Genomic DNA, 15,954 nt, shown 5'->3' with positions numbered 1-15,954 from the left:
AGTTTTATCAGGCCCAACTTTATTGATGAATGTGAGAGCGGCGTTTAACGCCTATAAAAATGGCTGCTATCAATTACTCGGGTTATTGATGGTGGGTTTAGGTATCATAGGTATTGCATTACCTGTGATGCCTACGACTATCTTTTTTATACTAGCATTGGCGTGCTTTACCCGCTCATCACCCAAACTCTCGGCCTGGCTGCTAAACCACCCTAGATACGGCCAACCGTTAAGGTTTTGGCAAGAGCATAAGGTTGTTCCTACCCGTGCTAAGTTTTTAGCAGGTTTTGGTATGGCTATCGGATATGCTTTTTTACTACAAAGTGCCGCACCCATTTGGGTGATGTATCTTGTGGCAGTGATTGAATTGAGCGTATTAGCCTATTTAATTAACCGCCCATCTGCGCCCAATAAACCAACCCTAATTCAAGTTAATATAACCACACAGATGCGCTTGATGTTGCTTGCCTGTTTTCTCAGCTCGCAGCTAGCAGTTATGGCTTATCTCGCTATTCATTTCTAGCACAAAGAAATGTAAAGAACGTAAACCTGCTTGTTATCAGTAATACAAATCATTATCATATTTGTATCTTTAACGAATAAACCGCATTATGTTCTCATTTAACAAACGCAACTTTTATAGCGTTAGCCGTGCCTTGCATATATACCTTTCAACGGCCTTATTCTTTTTACTTATTTTATTTTGTGTCAGCGGCATCATCCTTAACCACGTTAGTTGGCTCGAAAATGATAAACATAATGGCCAGAACCAACTACTTGTTTCTGCTGAGTTATTTGAAAAAGCGCAAACAAACCTCGACACATTGCCAAGCCTTTACCCTGAAATAGAACAATACATGCAACAGCAGTTTTCACTCAGCAATGTAAAAAGTATTGAGTGGGAAAAAGAAGATGCCTTGGTGATGCTCGACTACCCGCTTCCGGCTGGCTTTGCCTACGCCGAAATCGATTTTCAAACCGGTGAACTTAATATTGATTATCAAACCGGTGGCTTTATGAGTCTGATCGGCGACTTACACAAAGGCCGCCATACAGGTGAAGCATGGAGCTGGGTGATTGATATTTCAGCTGTTTTGATGATTCTGTTTGCTGTCACCGGATTATTTATTCTCTTTCAAAACCGTAAAAAACGTGCCGCAGGTCTTTGGTTAACGCTTCTTGGTGTTGCCACGCCTTTGGTTATTTATCTAGTTTGGGTGCCTCAACTTAAAGGAGTATCTTAATGAAACAAGCCCACTTACTCGTTGCTCTACTAATTGGCTGTTTATTCAGCCCACTGAGCTTTGCAAAAGATCCCAACCTCACCGTTGAATTTACCTTACCTGAGCTAGATGTTTCTCCATATCATCGCCCTTACGTGGCGTTATGGCTAGAAACACCTGAACGTAAACACGTTACCACGATTGCACTTTGGGTCGAAAAAGCTGAATGGTTTAAAGACTTACGTCAGTGGTGGCGAAAAGCCGGTCGTAGCAACGACAACTTTGATGGTGTGACAGGTGCAACAAAACGCCCAGGTACTTATACGATTGAATGGCAAGGTAAAGATTTAAAAGGTAATCCAGTTAAACCTGGCAGCTACCTACTTAATGTTGAAGTTGTACGTGAAGAAGGTGGCCGAGATTACACCCGCGTTGAAATCGACTTAACAAAAGACGGCAAAGTCACAATTAAAGGCGAAAAAGAGTTCGCGACTAGCTTTGTTACCATTACCAGTAATTAAGGACAAACAATGAAATTAAAATTATTAAAAACAGCGCTGATCGGCGCTGTGACCTTCACAGCACTTGCATCTGGCTACGCACAAGCACATGCCCGTTGGTTAATGCCATCTCACACTTCTTTATCTGGTGAGAAAACTCACTACGTGATGATCGATGCCAGTATTTCTAATGAGTTATTTAGCCCAGATAAAGCATACCGCCCAAAACAAAAAGGCGCAGAGTATGACGACAGCTTATTAGTTGCCCTTGCACCAAATGGTAAGCCGGTCGAAGAAACGATTCGCGCATACTATTTAAAACGCAAAAACTCAGCGGCAGTGAGCTTAACGCAAGACGGTACTTACCACATTGCTATGCAGCAAAAGCCAATGCTAATGACTTTCTATAAAGACAAAGATGGCAACCGTGGCCGTGTGTTCGCAGGTAAAAAAGAAGCAGACCTACCAGCAGGCGCAACCGACGTGCGCACTGTAAAATCAATCGCAACTGTTGATACTTTTGTAAGCCGTAATGGTACTTCTAAGCCAACATTGCTTGGTCAAGGCTTAGAAATTTCAGGACCTACTCACCCGAACGATCTATTTGCTGGTGAAGAAGCTAAGTTCCAATTATTAATGGATGGCAAACCAGCTGCCGACGTTGAGCTTGCGATTGTTCGTGGTAGTGCACGCTACCGCAACGAGCGTGACGAAGTGAAAGTAACAACCGATAAAAAAGGCTTCTTTACGGTGACATTCGCTCACGCCGATATGTATCTAATTGAAGCATCAGTTGATCAAAAACCAACAGAGGCCGATATCGATAACGTACGCTACTCATTATTCACAACACTTGAAGTAGCGCCTGAATAATAAGCTGATTAGGCCTCAATAAAGGCCTAATTCAACTTTCGAGGAAGACTGTAGTCAACCGTGTGATCGCAGCTACCGTCTTTCTCGCAATCATTTACCCCATCACCATCGACATCCCAGCTTGGGTGCATGCCTTTTAATGTACTTTTTACGACGCTAATATCTGCTGTAAATTCACTTTGCTCATCACGGCGCGCAGCATTGCGCATCAAAAACACTCGAATCACATAATCGCCATTATCAGGAATTTTAATCTCGGCATGATCACCTTTTGCCGGGCCAACAAACAAAGCTGTTGGGTTGCCTTTTGGTAAAATATTAAAGTAGCTGCTTGAATTTGATGGAGCAAAATCAACCTTTAAAGTAGTGCCTTTATTAAGGTTAATTTGATATTCCAGCAACTCATAACCTTTGATTGCGTCTTTAACTTGCCAGCTTTGCTGCAAAGCAATATCTGAAGCTAGCAACTCATAATGACGACTATTTGGTAAATTTTGTTCAGCAAACACCAAACTACTTTTAGCCACCGAAAAACAAAACCCTATTAATAACAACAACTTCATATTTTACCTCCTTTTAAATTCTCTTTTAAAGAATGATAAACGCTATTTTTACAATTTTTAATTCTTTTAAAGTGAATCTATAGTTACTCCATCGCAGACACACTGCTCAACTAAACAGGATACCTACTATGAAACTTTTTACTTTAATCTCAGCTCAACCACACTTACAAAATATTAGCACTTTATTGGCGCGTATTGGTTTATCGGCCATCTTTTTACTAACTGGCTTTAGCAAAATAGAATTCTTTGATGCAACTGCACAGTACATGGCATCAGTAGGTTTACCAGAGTTCTTACTGCCGTTTGTGATTGCTTTTGAAATTGTTGGCGGGTTATTTATTTTACTAGGGTTTTTAACACAACTAACCGCTATCGCTTTTGCTGGTTTCAGCTTAGTCAGCGCTTTGCTATTCCACTTTCAACTTGATGATCAAATGCAATTTTTAATGTTCTACAAAAACATTGCGATGGCAGGCGGCTTTTTAGCATTAGCCAGTGTTGGTGCAGGCAAAATCAGCCTAGATCAACTAGTGTTAAAACGTAGTCAGGCGTAATATTTCTACCAGCCAATGACCTAAGTTGTTGGCTGAATTTGTTTTTAAGGGAGCGCGAAAATGGCAACGTTATTAACAGCAACCAGCCACGATATTGGTGGGCTCGATGTAAAACGCATCTTGCCGCATTTTGACAAAAAAATGGTTGGCCCATTTATCTTTTTTGACCACATGGGGCCAAACCACTTTCCTCGCGGTGAAGGCATAAATGTGAGGCCTCACCCTCATATTGGCCTATCAACGCTCACTTATTTATTTACTGGCAGTATTTACCATCGCGATTCGCTAGGTAATAGCCTGCAAATAGAACCCGGCGATGTTAACTGGATGACCGCAGGTCGCGGTATAGTGCACTCAGAAAGAGAAAGCCTTGAAGTGCGGGCGAGCGAGCACGACATTAATGGTCTGCAATGCTGGGTTGCTTTACCTGAGAGTATGACCGAAATAGCACCGCGTTTTGAACATATCAAAAAACAGCAATTGCCTGAGAAAATCGAAAAAGGCGTGCTGATGCGACTCATTGTCGGTGATGCCTATGGCTTAAGCTCCCCAGTGAAAAACTACTCACCGATGTTTTATGTCGATACAGTCGCCGAGCAAGGTAGTCATATTACTAAACCGCACCCTCATCATGAAACCGCCGTGTATGTTATTTACGGTGAAATTAGTGTGGGTGATACTCGCTATACCCAAGGCGACTTTGTGCTACTTGATGACAGCGAACACGAAATAACGACTCTAATGCACAGCCGCTTTATTTTACTCGGTGGCAGTAAATTCAATAAAGTCCCGTATTTACACTGGAATTTTGTTGCTTACAGCAAAGAGCGCATCGAGCAAGCAAAACAAGATTGGCAAGCACAGCGCTTTGCAAGCATTCCTGGTGATGAGCTTGAGTATATTGAGTTGCCCTAACCTAAAAAGTAAACTTTATCAGCATTTACAGGTACTATTAGGTAGTTAAGTAAGCAAAGGAACATCATGCTAAGAATTACGCTAGAACAGTGGCGCATGTTTCGTGCTGTTGTTGAATTTGGAGGCTTTAACCAAGCCTCACAAGGTATTCATAAAAGCCAATCGAGTATTCATAACGCAGTTGGCAAAATTGAATCTGCGCTCGATGTAAAATTATTCAGCATTCAAGGCCGTAAAACCGTGCTGACTGAAGCCGGCGAGATGATGCTACGGCGCGCCAATTACTTACTCGATGAAGCCGCTAAAGTTGAGGCCATTGGGCAAACTTTGGGTGAAGGTATCGAAAGTAAGTTACGCATTGCCGTTGATGCTATTTTCCCACAACAATTGCTTTATAAGGTACTTAACGACACGTCATCGCAATACCCGCAACTGCGTATTGAGCTGCATGAGTCTGTACTAATGGGGGGCAATGAACTGCTCGAAAACGATCAGGTTGACATTGCTATTACCGGCTTTCCAATTGCGGCAAGCTTTCACGAAGAGTTATGTGATATCGAGTTTATTGCCGTCGCCCACCCAGATCATCCCTTGCATGCGATAGAGCGTGAAATTACCCTCGAAGATTTAAAATCACACCGCCAGATTGTAGTTCGCGATTCAGCGAATAAGCACAAACAAGATGGTGGCTGGTTAGGTGCCGATCAGCGCTGGACCGTCACTCATATGCGCACTTCGATTGATATGATCAGTAATGGATTGGGCTTTGCGTGGTTACCAAAAGTCGCGATAGAAAAACAACTTGCGACAGGGCAAATGAAAGCACTTAATTTAACCCATAACAGCAGTCGCAGCGCTAAGTTACATTTACTCTTTAAAGACGGTGACAAGCTTGGCCCGGCAGCACGCTCGTTTATTGGCGAGTTGCGTTATCAAGTAATGGAAAACCTATAGCTTCAAGGGCGTTTCAGCAATACCTTTAACGCCCGGCTCAAGAATAAACACGCCACCACTGTGCGGGTAATCAGCGAGCACTGAGTCTTCGAGCCCTACTGCCGCTGTTGTCACCGCCAGATGCGTGAGCTCTTCACCTACAAATGCGACACTCGTAACACGCGGTGCGGGTAAGCGAATAAACTGTACTTGCTCACCGCTTGGAGCAAAACGATACACGCCATAACCATTCCATGCAGCAACCCACAAATGATCTTCGCTATCAACGGTCATGCCATCAGGAAAACCCATATTGTCAGTAAAGCGAATAAACTCGTGTTTATCAGCAAGCTCGCCATGCTCATTCAGAGTAAAGCGGTAGATTGTTTGTTTATCTGAGTCTGTAGAATATAAAAACTGACCATTTTTACTTACCGCAGGGCCATTACTAATTGTGTAGTCATGATCTACTGCTGTCGGAGCCTGACCATGACCAAAACGGTATAACTTGCCACTATCAGTTTGCTCTTGAGAGTCCATTGAGCCGAAAAAGCCAAAGCCTTGGCGAGACGTTTTACCATCGTTTAAGCGGTTTTGTGAGGGTTCGTGATCGATTGAGTAAAGAAGTTCGCGGCTAAAGTCTTCACTATTTAGTTTATAAATGCCTTTGGCAAAGCCTGCGATTAATTCAGCTTGCTCGGTTTCCATCACCCAGCAAATCGGTTCTGGCATAGTAAACTGGCTAACGCGCATCGATTGACACTGTAAACGAAACAAACGCTGCCCTAAAATATCGACCCAAAATAAACAGTTATGTGCCTTAGCAAAATAGGCACCTTCGCCCAATTGGCATTGGCTAGAAATGATTATTTTAATGGTGTCATCGAGCATTTTCTTCACTACACAAAAAGCTGAACTATTCTCATTCTATCTGTGTATGAAAATAAGTGCTAGACCAGATAAACCCGCAACCAGCAAGATGATACCGCGAATGGCCTTTTCATTGAGGTTATTGTTGATCACAAACGATAAGCCCCAGCCAATTAAAATGGCGGGTAAGCAAAAAAAGAACAGCTTTACATCGCCCATATCGGCAGAGCCTGTTAGCATCAATACAATTATGCCAAACAAGTTTATAAATACAAAAAAGGCACTCAGGTTTGCTTTAATTTTGTCTTTATCTTCAGCTTGATAGAGAAGCCCCATCGGTGCCCCACCGGCAGACGTTGTGGTGCCTAAGAAGCCCGACGACATTGACGCAAGTAAGCTTGTAATGGTAGAAATTTTTGGTTTCATACCTATGATAGACAATGCCACCACTATCAAAATACTCACTCCTAGCAAGAGTTGATACTGCTTCGCATTGACATACCACATCACCACAGCAGCAAGGATAACTCCCACTGCACCACCAATAATGGAAATGCCCGTCTGTTTCATGTCTATCGCACCGCGGTGTTTAATCATTAACACCGACGTTAAAAACAGCGCATTCAAAATCATTGGCCCAGGCACCAGCTCTGGCATAAGCCAGTAAAGCACAGGCACACATAGCATGCCTAAACCAAAGCCAATAACACTTTGCAGGCAAGCGCCAATAATCAGAATTAAATAAACAAGTACAAAGTCGGTCAAACTTTCTTACCACCTTCCTAACTATTAGATTCAAATGTTTAAAATAATTATTTATTATTATAGTACTATTTGGATCGTGTAAAATTTTTTCTTTGGTTTAATTTAACTTAAAGCAACTAACAATTTAATTAAGTCCAACCTGCATCCACTATCAGTGATTGTGCTGTCATCATGCGGCTGTCATCAGCAGCTAAAAATAACGCGGCATTCACTATATGGTCTGGTTGTATTGTTTCGTTAATACACTGACTTAAACGAACATCTTCAATCATTTCTGGGGTTAGCCAATGAGTCATTTGGCGCTCTGTCATCACCCAACCCGGAACCAGTGAATTCACACGAATATTGTCTTTACCGTATGAAGCAGCTAATGAACGGGTTAAACCTTCAATTCCCGCTTTTGCGGTTGTGTAGGCTGGCATGCCTGTTTGCTTAATACGCCAACTTACCGACCCCATATTGATAATGCTACCGCCGCCCAAGCGCTGCATGTGTTCAACTACAGCTTGCGATGAAAAGAAACACGGGCGCAAGTTAACAGCAAACTTATCTTCCCAATATTTCACATCCATATTCTCAGCGGCATGGCGGGTGTCATCGGCTGCGTTATTAATTAACACACCTATGTCACCCTGTTGCTGACGCGTTTGCTCAATGGCCGCTTTTAAGGCTTCTACATCACGAATATCGCAATGGATAAACTGCGGGTCAAACTCATATTTACCCGCTAATTTAGCGCATAACGCATCGCTTTGATCAGTTGCAATATCAACAAAGGTGACTTTCGCGCCCTGCTCGCAGAACCGCGTTACCATTACTTCACCAATTCCCGATGCACCACCAGTAATAAACACACTCTTACCAGCAAGGCTTGGGTAAACTGTTTTTAGCTCGTTTGAATTTGGCATGATAACCTTTTGTTTTAAAGTAATTACAACGTCAAGAAGCGATACTTATTGAGCCGCTTCTTTATCAGCGATTTCTTTTTCAATAAACGCCATTGCTTCATCAATCATGTACGTCATCATGTTTTTAGCACGTTCAGGATCGCCGCTTGCAATCGCGTTATACACTTTAAAGTGCTCTTCAGCGATCGCCTTTTTATTACCCTTAGCAGGTGTAGTATGTTGAATACTTACGTGTAATGCGGTGCGAATAAAGTCACGTAATTGATAGAAAAAACGGTTACCACTGGCATGTAAAATTGCTGTGTGGAAGGCAAGATCTGGCTCATGCATTACGCCTTCTGGCTCTTCTGCTGCCGCTTGCATTTTATCGAGTGCCATTTTAATTTCTGCTATGGCTGCTTGGTCGCCTTTTCTTGCTGCAAGTGCTGCTGCTTGTGGCTCAATCGCCAAGCGCACTTGTAGAAATTCTTTAAGTACGTAAAGTGATGGGCTGCTTTCTAACAACCATTTTAATACGCTTGTGTCGTATAAGTTCCAGTTCTCCGCCGACTCAACACGAATACCTTGTCGTGGACGAGAAGAAATCAGTCCTTTTGCAGCAAGCATTTTCACTGCTTCACGAACAGCTGTGCGGCTAATACCATACACTTCACAAAGTTGTGCTTCGGTTGGTAGCCCCGTTTCAGTGTTATAATCACCAACAATTATTGCTTTACCAAGCTCATTGGTAACTTGTTGTGATAGGTTTAAATTTTCTAAACGCGCCATGTGTGTTCCTCAAAAGATCTGAGTAATATGATACATCTATAAAGCTATTCCGTCATCCTGGAAATAATTGATTAAAATCAATAACAAGCAAAAAACAGCCTAATACAAGTGTCTATATTTCAAACAATACAGTCACCATTTTACCTACAGACTGTCACCTTATTTTAACAAATCTCTTTCACTTGTCTTATTTATAATATAATATTTTTATTCAACAACTAAAAAAGCAAAATTCTCTTTCAAAATTAGGTGGAACACACGATGGTCGAACTAAGTACCTTAGACTGGGCAGTGCTAGCAGGATTTTTTGTCCTGTTACTAGGCGTTGTCGTGATGTCTATGCGACAAAAAGAAGAAGACACCGCTGATTACTTTTTAGCGGGTCGTAATGCAAGTTGGTTAGTGATTGGTGCCTCTATTTTCGCATCGAACATTGGCTCGGAACATTTAGTGGGCCTTTCAGGTTCAGGTGCACAATCGGGTATGGCACTGGCTCACTGGGAAATGCAATCGTGGATCATTCTACTACTCGGTTGGATTTTCGTGCCTTTCTATTGGAGTAGTAAAGTCTACACCATGCCTGAATTCTTAGAGCGCCGCTTTAACTCTAAATCACGTACCTTCTTGTCTGTTATCTCATTGATTAGTTATGTATTAACCAAGGTTGCGGTAACGGTTTATGCCGGCGGTATCGCATTTAAAACAATCTTGGGTATTGAGAGCATTTGGGGTATCGACTTCTTCTGGATTTCAGCGATTGGCCTTGTGGTGATCACCGGTATTTATACGGTACTTGGTGGTATGAAAGCCATTATGTGGACCTCCGTGTTGCAAACTCCGGTGCTCATTATTGGCTCCTTAGTCATATTAGTTGTTGGTTTAGATAAAGTAGGTGGCTGGGAAGAAGTTGAGCGTATTAATGCGGCCAATATGCACCTTATTCGTAGTGCTTCAGATGCTGAATTCCCATGGCCAGGCATTATTTTTGGCTCATTCATTATTGGTTTTTGGTATTGGTGTACAGACCAATACATCGTACAACGTGTTCTATCTGCAAAGGGTATTAAAGAAGCCCGTCGCGGTACCATGTTCGCCGGTTACTTAAAATTACTTCCTGTATTTATCTTCTTAGTGCCGGGTATGATTGCCTATGCATTAAATGCTAAAGGTATTATTAGCTATGAAAGTGCTGACCAAGCCTTCCCAACGTTAGTTGCTGAACTATTGCCAGCAGGTGTTAAGGGGATTGTAATCGGTGGTTTAGTAGCGGCTCTTATGAGCTCTTTAGCATCATTATTTAACTCATCAGCAACCTTATTTACCATTGATTTTTATAAGAAATTCAAACCAGAATCATCTGAGAAGCACCTTCTGAAAGTAGGCCGTATTGCCACTATCGTGATTGTTGTATTAGGTCTTTTATGGATACCCGTCATGAGCTTAATTGCCGATGTGCTTTATGAATATCTGCAAAGTGTGCAGTCTCTTATTGCACCAGGTATTGCTGCGGTATTTTTACTAGGTTTATGTAGTAAACGCATCACTCCAACAGCGGGTTTTGTGGGCTTAGTATCAGGTTTTGTGCTTGGTATGATCCGCTTAGTATTACTGCCATTTAAAGATGATTTAACAGGTTCATCATTTGCGTGGATCACCACAATGAACTGGTTATATTACTGTATTCTGCTATTTGTCGTGGTCGTTGCGATTATGATTGTGGTAAGTATTTTCACCAAACAAGCAGACGAAGAACAATTGAAAGGTCTTACTTTCTCAAGCCTAGATAAAGCAACTATGAAAGAAGTAGCTGCCGGCTTAGATAAGTGGGACTACATTCATACTGCGGGTATTATTGGTATTACTGCCTTTATTTACTACCGCTTCTGGTAATCGTTCGTTCCCAAAGTTGTAGGGCGCCAATTGGCGCCCTTTTTTAATCAGCGAGTTCTGGTGAGAACACTGGAAAACCGTTTTTATCCCACGTAATAATGCGTGCTCGCGCATGGCGATTTGGGTCTGTAAGCGGTGTGCCTTTCAACTCTTTATAGTCACGACTGTGATAAATCATTAAATCGGTTACACCATCTTCAGCTTTTACAAAACTGTTATGCCCAGGGCCAAAACGACCTAGCTCAGCATTGGTGGTGAACACCGGCTCAGCCTTTTTATGCCAACTAGCAGGATCAAGTAAATCAGCATTCACATCTGCCCATAGCAAGCCCATCGCATATCGATGATCGGTGGCACTGGCTGAATAAGTGACAAATATTTTATCGCCATGGGTAATGACTGCAGCACCTTCGTTCACCTTGTAGCCTTGCACTTCCCAATCAAGGGTTGGCTCAGTAATCGCGATAATGGGTTCTTTAATTGATGTTGGTGAGTCCATTTCAGCTAACCATAAAGCTGAGTTATAAGTTGCAGGCTGGTTCTGCTGCGCCCAAATCATGTAACGCTTCCCCTTGTGCGTAAAACTTGTGGCATCAAGCGAAAAACTATCAAGGTGGCTAGTTACTTGCCCCATTTCTTGCCACTCACCTTGCATCGGATCATCACTGTCGTTTTTAAGTGCATACATACGAATACTAAACGGTTTTTCGATATCACCTGCGGCGAAATAGATATACCAACTGCCATCAATCTGATGTAGCTCAGGGGCCCAAATGTTGACACTCATTGGGCCTTTATCGCGCTTTTGCCAAATAACCTTCGGCTCAGCTAATTTTAAATCGTTTAAACGACAAGCTTGGCGTAGTTCAATTTCATCAAATTCCGGCGAACTACCTATAAACGTGTAACAGCCACTTTTATCATCGCGAACTAACCAAGGATCAGCACGTTTGAGTACAATGGGGTTATCAATTGGCGCTAAAGTCTTGCTACTATTAGCATCAGCAAAGGCTGACAATGGCGAGGCGCTTAACGCACTAAGAAGCGTTAGCCGAGATAATTTTTTGAGCATAATGTGTCCTGTATTTCGTCTCGATTTTATTGTTAATATTGTATTACATATTATATAGTAGCTGAATGAACACAAGAGTTAAAACAACAAAAGGTATTCAAGCATGAGACCCGTAAGTAAGGTGACACACGCAATGAAGTGGCTTTCAACAGGGCTACTTTTTTCTGCCGCAGCCGTATCTGCAAAGCAAGTTGAAGTTCACGACCCGGTAATGACCAAAGAAGGCGACACGTACTATGTATTTAGCACAGGCCCGGGCATTACCTATTATGAGTCGAAAGATTTAACCAACTGGAAACTTACCGGCCGCGTTTTTAAAGATGAGCCGAGTTGGGCAAAGCGTATTTCACCAAGCTTTGATGGCCACTTATGGGCACCTGATGTGTATGAGAAAAATGGTAAGTTTTACCTTTATTACTCAGTCTCTGCATTTGGCAAAAACACTTCGGCAATTGGTGTAACGGTTAATGAAACCCTTGACCCATCATCACCTGATTACAAGTGGATTGACTACGGCATAGTGGTTGAATCTGTGCCTGAGCGTGACGATTGGAACGCTATCGACCCTGCCATTATCGAAGATGACAATGGTACACCGTGGATGAGCTTTGGTTCGTTCTGGGGCGGCCTTAAACTAGTACAACTTGATGATGACATGGTGCGCTTAGCAAAACCTGAAAAATGGCATCACATTGCGAGTCGCCCAAACACGGAACATGGCCCAATTGAAGCACCTTATATCTTTAAAAAGAACGACTATTACTACCTATTTGTTTCGTTTGATAAATGCTGCCGTGGCGTAGAGAGTACTTACAACGTACGCGTAGGTCGCAGCAAAAACATCGAAGGCCCATATTTAGATCAACAAGGTCGCTCTATGGTTGATGGCGGTGGCAGTTTAGTTATTGAAGGTAATAAAGATTGGGCAGCCCTTGGTCATAATGCTGCGTACACCTTTGATGGCAAAGACTATTTAGTATTACACGCCTACGAAACAGCCGATAACGGCGTGCAAAAGCTACGTATTTTACCTATGAGTTGGAAAAACAATTGGCCGGTTGTTAACCCAGCCGACCTAAATAAGCTCAAAACTAAGCTTAAGAAGTAATTATTCAACACACAAAAAACCTGCAAAATTGCAGGTTTTTTATTTGCTTTAATGACCTCGTTTGAGGTTGAAAGTAGGTGTTATCAACTAAAATCAACCAAGGTAATATCAACAAGCATGGGGCTATGGCAGCCTTGTTGATGTTTTTCTTCAATAAATACGCTGTACACATCACGCGCCAGATGCGCAGGTATTAGCACTTCAAAGCGACTGCCTTTATTCATTAATTGCAATGCTTCTTGCAAGCCCACTATCGCCTCTGCAATTTCGTACTCTACAGCAGCGCCTTGCTTGCGAGTATCAAATAACACCCGACCATTTGTAAGGGTAACGCGTTGATGCACAGTCACAGTAGCATCCCAACTAGGTTTATCCCCCTGACCTTGCTCAATCACTCGATAACCAAGCCCTGTGGGTGTTTGGTAAAAACTGTGTTGCTCAGCGCTGTTATCTAAAAGCGACGGTAAAACATGCTCTTTAGCCGTCGCAAACACATTGTTGCTTAACATAGCCAACTCTTTATTGTGCGTTGATTAAACGAATACCATAGATACCACCGGCAACAGAGTCTTTGTCGGCAGCAAAACGTAAAGTAAGCGTTTTCGACTTTTTCATTGCTTCTGTTAATGGGTAATCAATGGTGTAGAACTCATCCGTTGGTTTACCTACAGGCAAACTAACTCCAGCTAATTGCTCACCATTTAAATTAATTGAGAAATGACGGTTCACATCGCCAATAAAATAGCGAATACGCAAAGCAACCGCTTTTTGTTCTGGGTTACTAAGCTGATACTCAAACCAACCTGTCGCATCGCGCCAATGATGACCATTATTAACACCTGCGCGGGTTCCCTCACCTTTAAAGTCGTGTTCGACTTCAGGTTGTTGCTCACCCGGTGTAATTTGATCAACGGTTAATAAACGAAGCTGTTCTTTCGCTTGCTCAGCCGCTTTTGCATCGGCAACAAATTGCGTGAACTCAGCTTCACTTTGCTGCGGCCAATACACTTGATAGCGACTATCGTGTAAGCGGAAGAACGGAATTAGCTCTGTGCTCTTTGTGTTATCGATACCTTGCTTGGCAATCGCCACATTTTTATCGGCGATAAATGCGAGCTCTTGGCCCGGTTTACGAGTGAGATCGGCAATAAACTTTTCTGGCTCACTCAGCATGATTGGCAGAGCTTCTGGCGGACAAGTCGGCCCTGCGGCAATGTGGCCCATGCGGCTATTGTCAGCAACAAAGTTAAGCTGCTCATTTGCAAATGCTTGTACTTTAGTGGCCATTACAACAGGCCCATACATCACAGAGTAATAATGCTGACCATCAGGTAGCTGCTCAGTATAAAGCTTAGGACTAAGTTCAAAAGCAAGCTTGTCACCGCTTTGCCAAGCATGGCTGATACTGTAGTAACCATCTTTTTCGGTTGCGCTTACAGCTTGTCCATTTAAAGTAAAGCTCAGCTCACCTTGCTGCCAAGACGGTTTACGAATATGAATTACCGACTCAGTGCTTTGCCCCTCAGACAAACGATTCACGGTCAGTGAGACCTTGTTATCATCTGGGAATTGGCTGTCTTGCGTGATCTGCAAACCCTGCTGTTGCCAATTTAACGTGCTTGGAATAAACAAGTTCACCCATAGCTCTTTACCGGTATTGCTATAAATCAGCTCACCATATTTGCTGTGATTCTCAATACCTGAGCCTACACAACACCACATTGAATCTTGCACTGACGAATACATGCGGTAATGCCCAGGGCGCATTGAGGTAAAGTAAACAAGACCACCATGCTCTGGGTGTTGTGACGATAAAATATGGTTATATGTGGCGCGCTCATAATAGTCTAAATAACGCGTATCACCGGTTTTTAAGAATAATAACTTACTCAGTTTCATCATGTTGTAAGTGTTGCAGGTTTCTGGGCCTTCAACATCTTCAACCATTGGCGTGAAGTCACTTTTATCATGAAAATGCTCACGTACCGAGTTACCGCCAATTGATACTGAGCGCTCTTGACTGACTATTTTCCAGAAAAAGTCAGCACCTTGCTGCCATGCTTTATCATCGCTGGCATTTGCGACCTTCAACATACCAATAATTTTTGGAATTTGCGTATTGGCATGCAGGCCCGTTAACTTATCTTCTTTGTGTAATAAGGGTTCAATAATGATGTTATGAGAGAACTGACGCGCTAGTTTTAAGTAACGCTCATCGTCACTAATAAAGTACATATCAGCAAACACATCATTTAAGCCACCATGCTCTGAATACAACATTTGTTGAACTTGTTCATCAGTTAGCTTAGCAGTGGTCGCTAAGAACCATTCACCTAACTTAAATAGCATTTGTTTGGCTTTATCACTACCGGCTACATCGTATGCATCACGCAAGCCATGGAAGATTTTATCTATGTTATAAAGCGGTACCCAGCGGTCATTTAAGCTGAATAAATCGGCTTTGATTTCACCCTTTTCAATCTGCTGCCACATTTCATCGCCATTTGGGATTCCGCCTAAGTAACCACCAGTGACTTGCTGGGCGCGATCCAACTCGCTTAGCATATAATCTAAACGCTGCTTTAATTCTTCGTCACCTGTGGCTGCCCATGCAAGGCTCAAGGCTGAAAGATAATGACCGCCAATATGCCCATCAAGGCCTGTGCTTTCCCAGTTGCCATAGTTAGGCGCTTTTGGCTTAAGGCCAGCTTCACGCAGATAAGGAGCAAGCAGCTGATCTGGATGAAGTGCTAATAAATAACGCACATTCGTTTGCTGCGCATGTAAAAACGGGCTGGCGTTTAAACTTACTTGGTTTAGGGCAAATAAATGTTGTTCGCTGGTATGTTCAGCATGCTCCACAGCAGCAGTTTGTTTACTGTCTGTAGGCTGCTCACTGCAACCGGTCACAGTTAAAATTGCAGCGCAAACGCTTGCTAAATAGCTAACCTTGAATGTGTTCATACTGTTGTCTCCCAGCGAATTGTTATTTTAAAGAGCAAAGCGCACACA

General features: G+C 42.7%; 16 protein-coding genes and 1 pseudogene. 9 read left to right on the top strand and 8 right to left on the bottom strand.

Annotated elements, in window-relative coordinates; all coding sequences use genetic code 11:
• Positions 1 to 25: 25 nt before the first annotated feature.
• From AOG27_RS06960 to AOG27_RS06945, 4 genes and pseudogenes are all read left to right on the top strand, one after another.
• Positions 26 to 415 (top strand): annotated as a pseudogene (locus AOG27_RS06960) (YbaN family protein); the annotation flags it as partial.
• Positions 416 to 611: 196 nt separating this feature from the next.
• Entirely contained in the window at positions 612 to 1,244 is a 633-nt protein-coding gene (locus tag AOG27_RS06955; RefSeq protein ID WP_054552295.1) for a PepSY-associated TM helix domain-containing protein, read from the top strand.
• Positions 1,244 to 1,744 (top strand): DUF2271 domain-containing protein, encoded by a 501-nt coding sequence (locus AOG27_RS06950; protein ID WP_054552294.1) that lies wholly within the window; start codon positions 1,244 to 1,246, stop codon positions 1,742 to 1,744. The genes AOG27_RS06955 and AOG27_RS06950 overlap by 1 nt, the downstream gene beginning before the upstream one ends.
• Positions 1,745 to 1,753: 9 nt before the next feature.
• On the top strand, positions 1,754 to 2,596 hold the full coding sequence (locus AOG27_RS06945) for a DUF4198 domain-containing protein (RefSeq protein ID WP_054552293.1): 843 nt from the start codon (positions 1,754 to 1,756) through the stop codon (positions 2,594 to 2,596).
• A 26-nt stretch (positions 2,597 to 2,622) separates the two neighbouring features.
• On the opposite strand, the gene AOG27_RS06940 is transcribed toward AOG27_RS06945, so the two are convergent.
• Complete coding sequence (locus AOG27_RS06940) at positions 2,623 to 3,159, bottom strand: hypothetical protein (RefSeq protein ID WP_054552292.1); 537 nt, start codon at positions 3,157 to 3,159, stop codon at positions 2,623 to 2,625.
• Positions 3,160 to 3,287: 128 nt separating this feature from the next.
• On the opposite strand from AOG27_RS06940, the gene AOG27_RS06935 reads away from it, so the two are divergent.
• The 3 genes from AOG27_RS06935 to AOG27_RS06925 all read left to right on the top strand — a co-directional run bounded on the left by AOG27_RS06935 (position 3,288) and on the right by AOG27_RS06925 (position 5,582).
• The gene (locus tag AOG27_RS06935; protein ID WP_054552291.1) at positions 3,288 to 3,713 is read left to right on the top strand and encodes a DoxX family protein; all 426 of its coding nucleotides are present in this window, start codon (positions 3,288 to 3,290) and stop codon (positions 3,711 to 3,713) included.
• A 60-nt stretch (positions 3,714 to 3,773) separates the two neighbouring features.
• On the top strand, positions 3,774 to 4,628 hold the full coding sequence (locus tag AOG27_RS06930; protein ID WP_054552290.1) for a pirin family protein: 855 nt from the start codon (positions 3,774 to 3,776) through the stop codon (positions 4,626 to 4,628).
• Positions 4,629 to 4,694: 66 nt separating this feature from the next.
• Positions 4,695 to 5,582, top strand: coding sequence for a LysR family transcriptional regulator (locus AOG27_RS06925; protein ID WP_054552289.1), 888 nt, complete (start codon positions 4,695 to 4,697; stop codon positions 5,580 to 5,582).
• On the opposite strand, the gene AOG27_RS06920 is transcribed toward AOG27_RS06925, so the two are convergent.
• The 4 genes from AOG27_RS06920 to AOG27_RS06905 all read right to left on the bottom strand — a co-directional run bounded on the left by AOG27_RS06920 (position 5,577) and on the right by AOG27_RS06905 (position 8,872).
• Positions 5,577 to 6,452, bottom strand: coding sequence for an SMP-30/gluconolactonase/LRE family protein (locus AOG27_RS06920; protein WP_054552288.1), 876 nt, complete (start codon positions 6,450 to 6,452; stop codon positions 5,577 to 5,579). The genes AOG27_RS06925 and AOG27_RS06920 overlap by 6 nt on opposite strands.
• Before the next feature lie 36 nt (positions 6,453 to 6,488).
• A complete protein-coding gene (locus AOG27_RS06915; protein ID WP_054552287.1) occupies positions 6,489 to 7,196 on the bottom strand; it encodes a sulfite exporter TauE/SafE family protein in 708 nt (235 codons plus the stop codon).
• Positions 7,197 to 7,324: 128 nt separating this feature from the next.
• Positions 7,325 to 8,104 (bottom strand): SDR family NAD(P)-dependent oxidoreductase, encoded by a 780-nt coding sequence (locus tag AOG27_RS06910; RefSeq protein ID WP_054552286.1) that lies wholly within the window; start codon positions 8,102 to 8,104, stop codon positions 7,325 to 7,327.
• Positions 8,105 to 8,149: 45 nt separating this feature from the next.
• A complete protein-coding gene (locus AOG27_RS06905) occupies positions 8,150 to 8,872 on the bottom strand; it encodes a FadR/GntR family transcriptional regulator (RefSeq protein WP_054552285.1) in 723 nt (240 codons plus the stop codon).
• Positions 8,873 to 9,133: 261 nt separating this feature from the next.
• Between AOG27_RS06905 and AOG27_RS06900 the strand changes: the two genes are divergently transcribed.
• Entirely contained in the window at positions 9,134 to 10,762 is a 1,629-nt protein-coding gene (locus AOG27_RS06900; protein WP_054552284.1) for a sodium:solute symporter, read from the top strand.
• 43 nt (positions 10,763 to 10,805) lie between these two features.
• Here the strand turns inward: AOG27_RS06900 and AOG27_RS06895 are convergent, their stop codons facing one another.
• The gene (locus AOG27_RS06895) at positions 10,806 to 11,834 is read right to left on the bottom strand and encodes a family 43 glycosylhydrolase (protein ID WP_054552283.1); all 1,029 of its coding nucleotides are present in this window, start codon (positions 11,832 to 11,834) and stop codon (positions 10,806 to 10,808) included.
• A 103-nt stretch (positions 11,835 to 11,937) separates the two neighbouring features.
• Here AOG27_RS06895 and AOG27_RS06890 point away from each other — a divergent pair, with 103 nt between their 5' ends.
• Complete coding sequence (locus AOG27_RS06890) at positions 11,938 to 12,942, top strand: arabinan endo-1,5-alpha-L-arabinosidase (protein ID WP_054552282.1); 1,005 nt, start codon at positions 11,938 to 11,940, stop codon at positions 12,940 to 12,942.
• Between the two features lie 83 nt (positions 12,943 to 13,025).
• On the opposite strand, the gene AOG27_RS06885 is transcribed toward AOG27_RS06890, so the two are convergent.
• Together AOG27_RS06885 and AOG27_RS06880 are read right to left on the bottom strand one after the other, a co-directional pair.
• Positions 13,026 to 13,451 carry an FKBP-type peptidyl-prolyl cis-trans isomerase gene (locus AOG27_RS06885; RefSeq protein ID WP_054552281.1) on the bottom strand — a complete coding sequence of 142 codons (426 nt, stop codon included), beginning with the start codon at positions 13,449 to 13,451 and terminating at the stop codon, positions 13,026 to 13,028.
• Between the two features lie 10 nt (positions 13,452 to 13,461).
• Positions 13,462 to 15,906, bottom strand: coding sequence for a glycoside hydrolase family 127 protein (locus AOG27_RS06880; protein ID WP_054552280.1), 2,445 nt, complete (start codon positions 15,904 to 15,906; stop codon positions 13,462 to 13,464).
• Positions 15,907 to 15,954 lie beyond the last annotated feature (48 nt).

This window comes from Pseudoalteromonas lipolytica (genome assembly GCF_001306915.1).
Lineage (GTDB): Bacteria > Pseudomonadota > Gammaproteobacteria > Enterobacterales > Alteromonadaceae > Pseudoalteromonas > Pseudoalteromonas simplex.
Note: the sequence above shows the minus strand (reverse complement) of the source record. Positions and strands in the feature narration are given on the sequence as shown.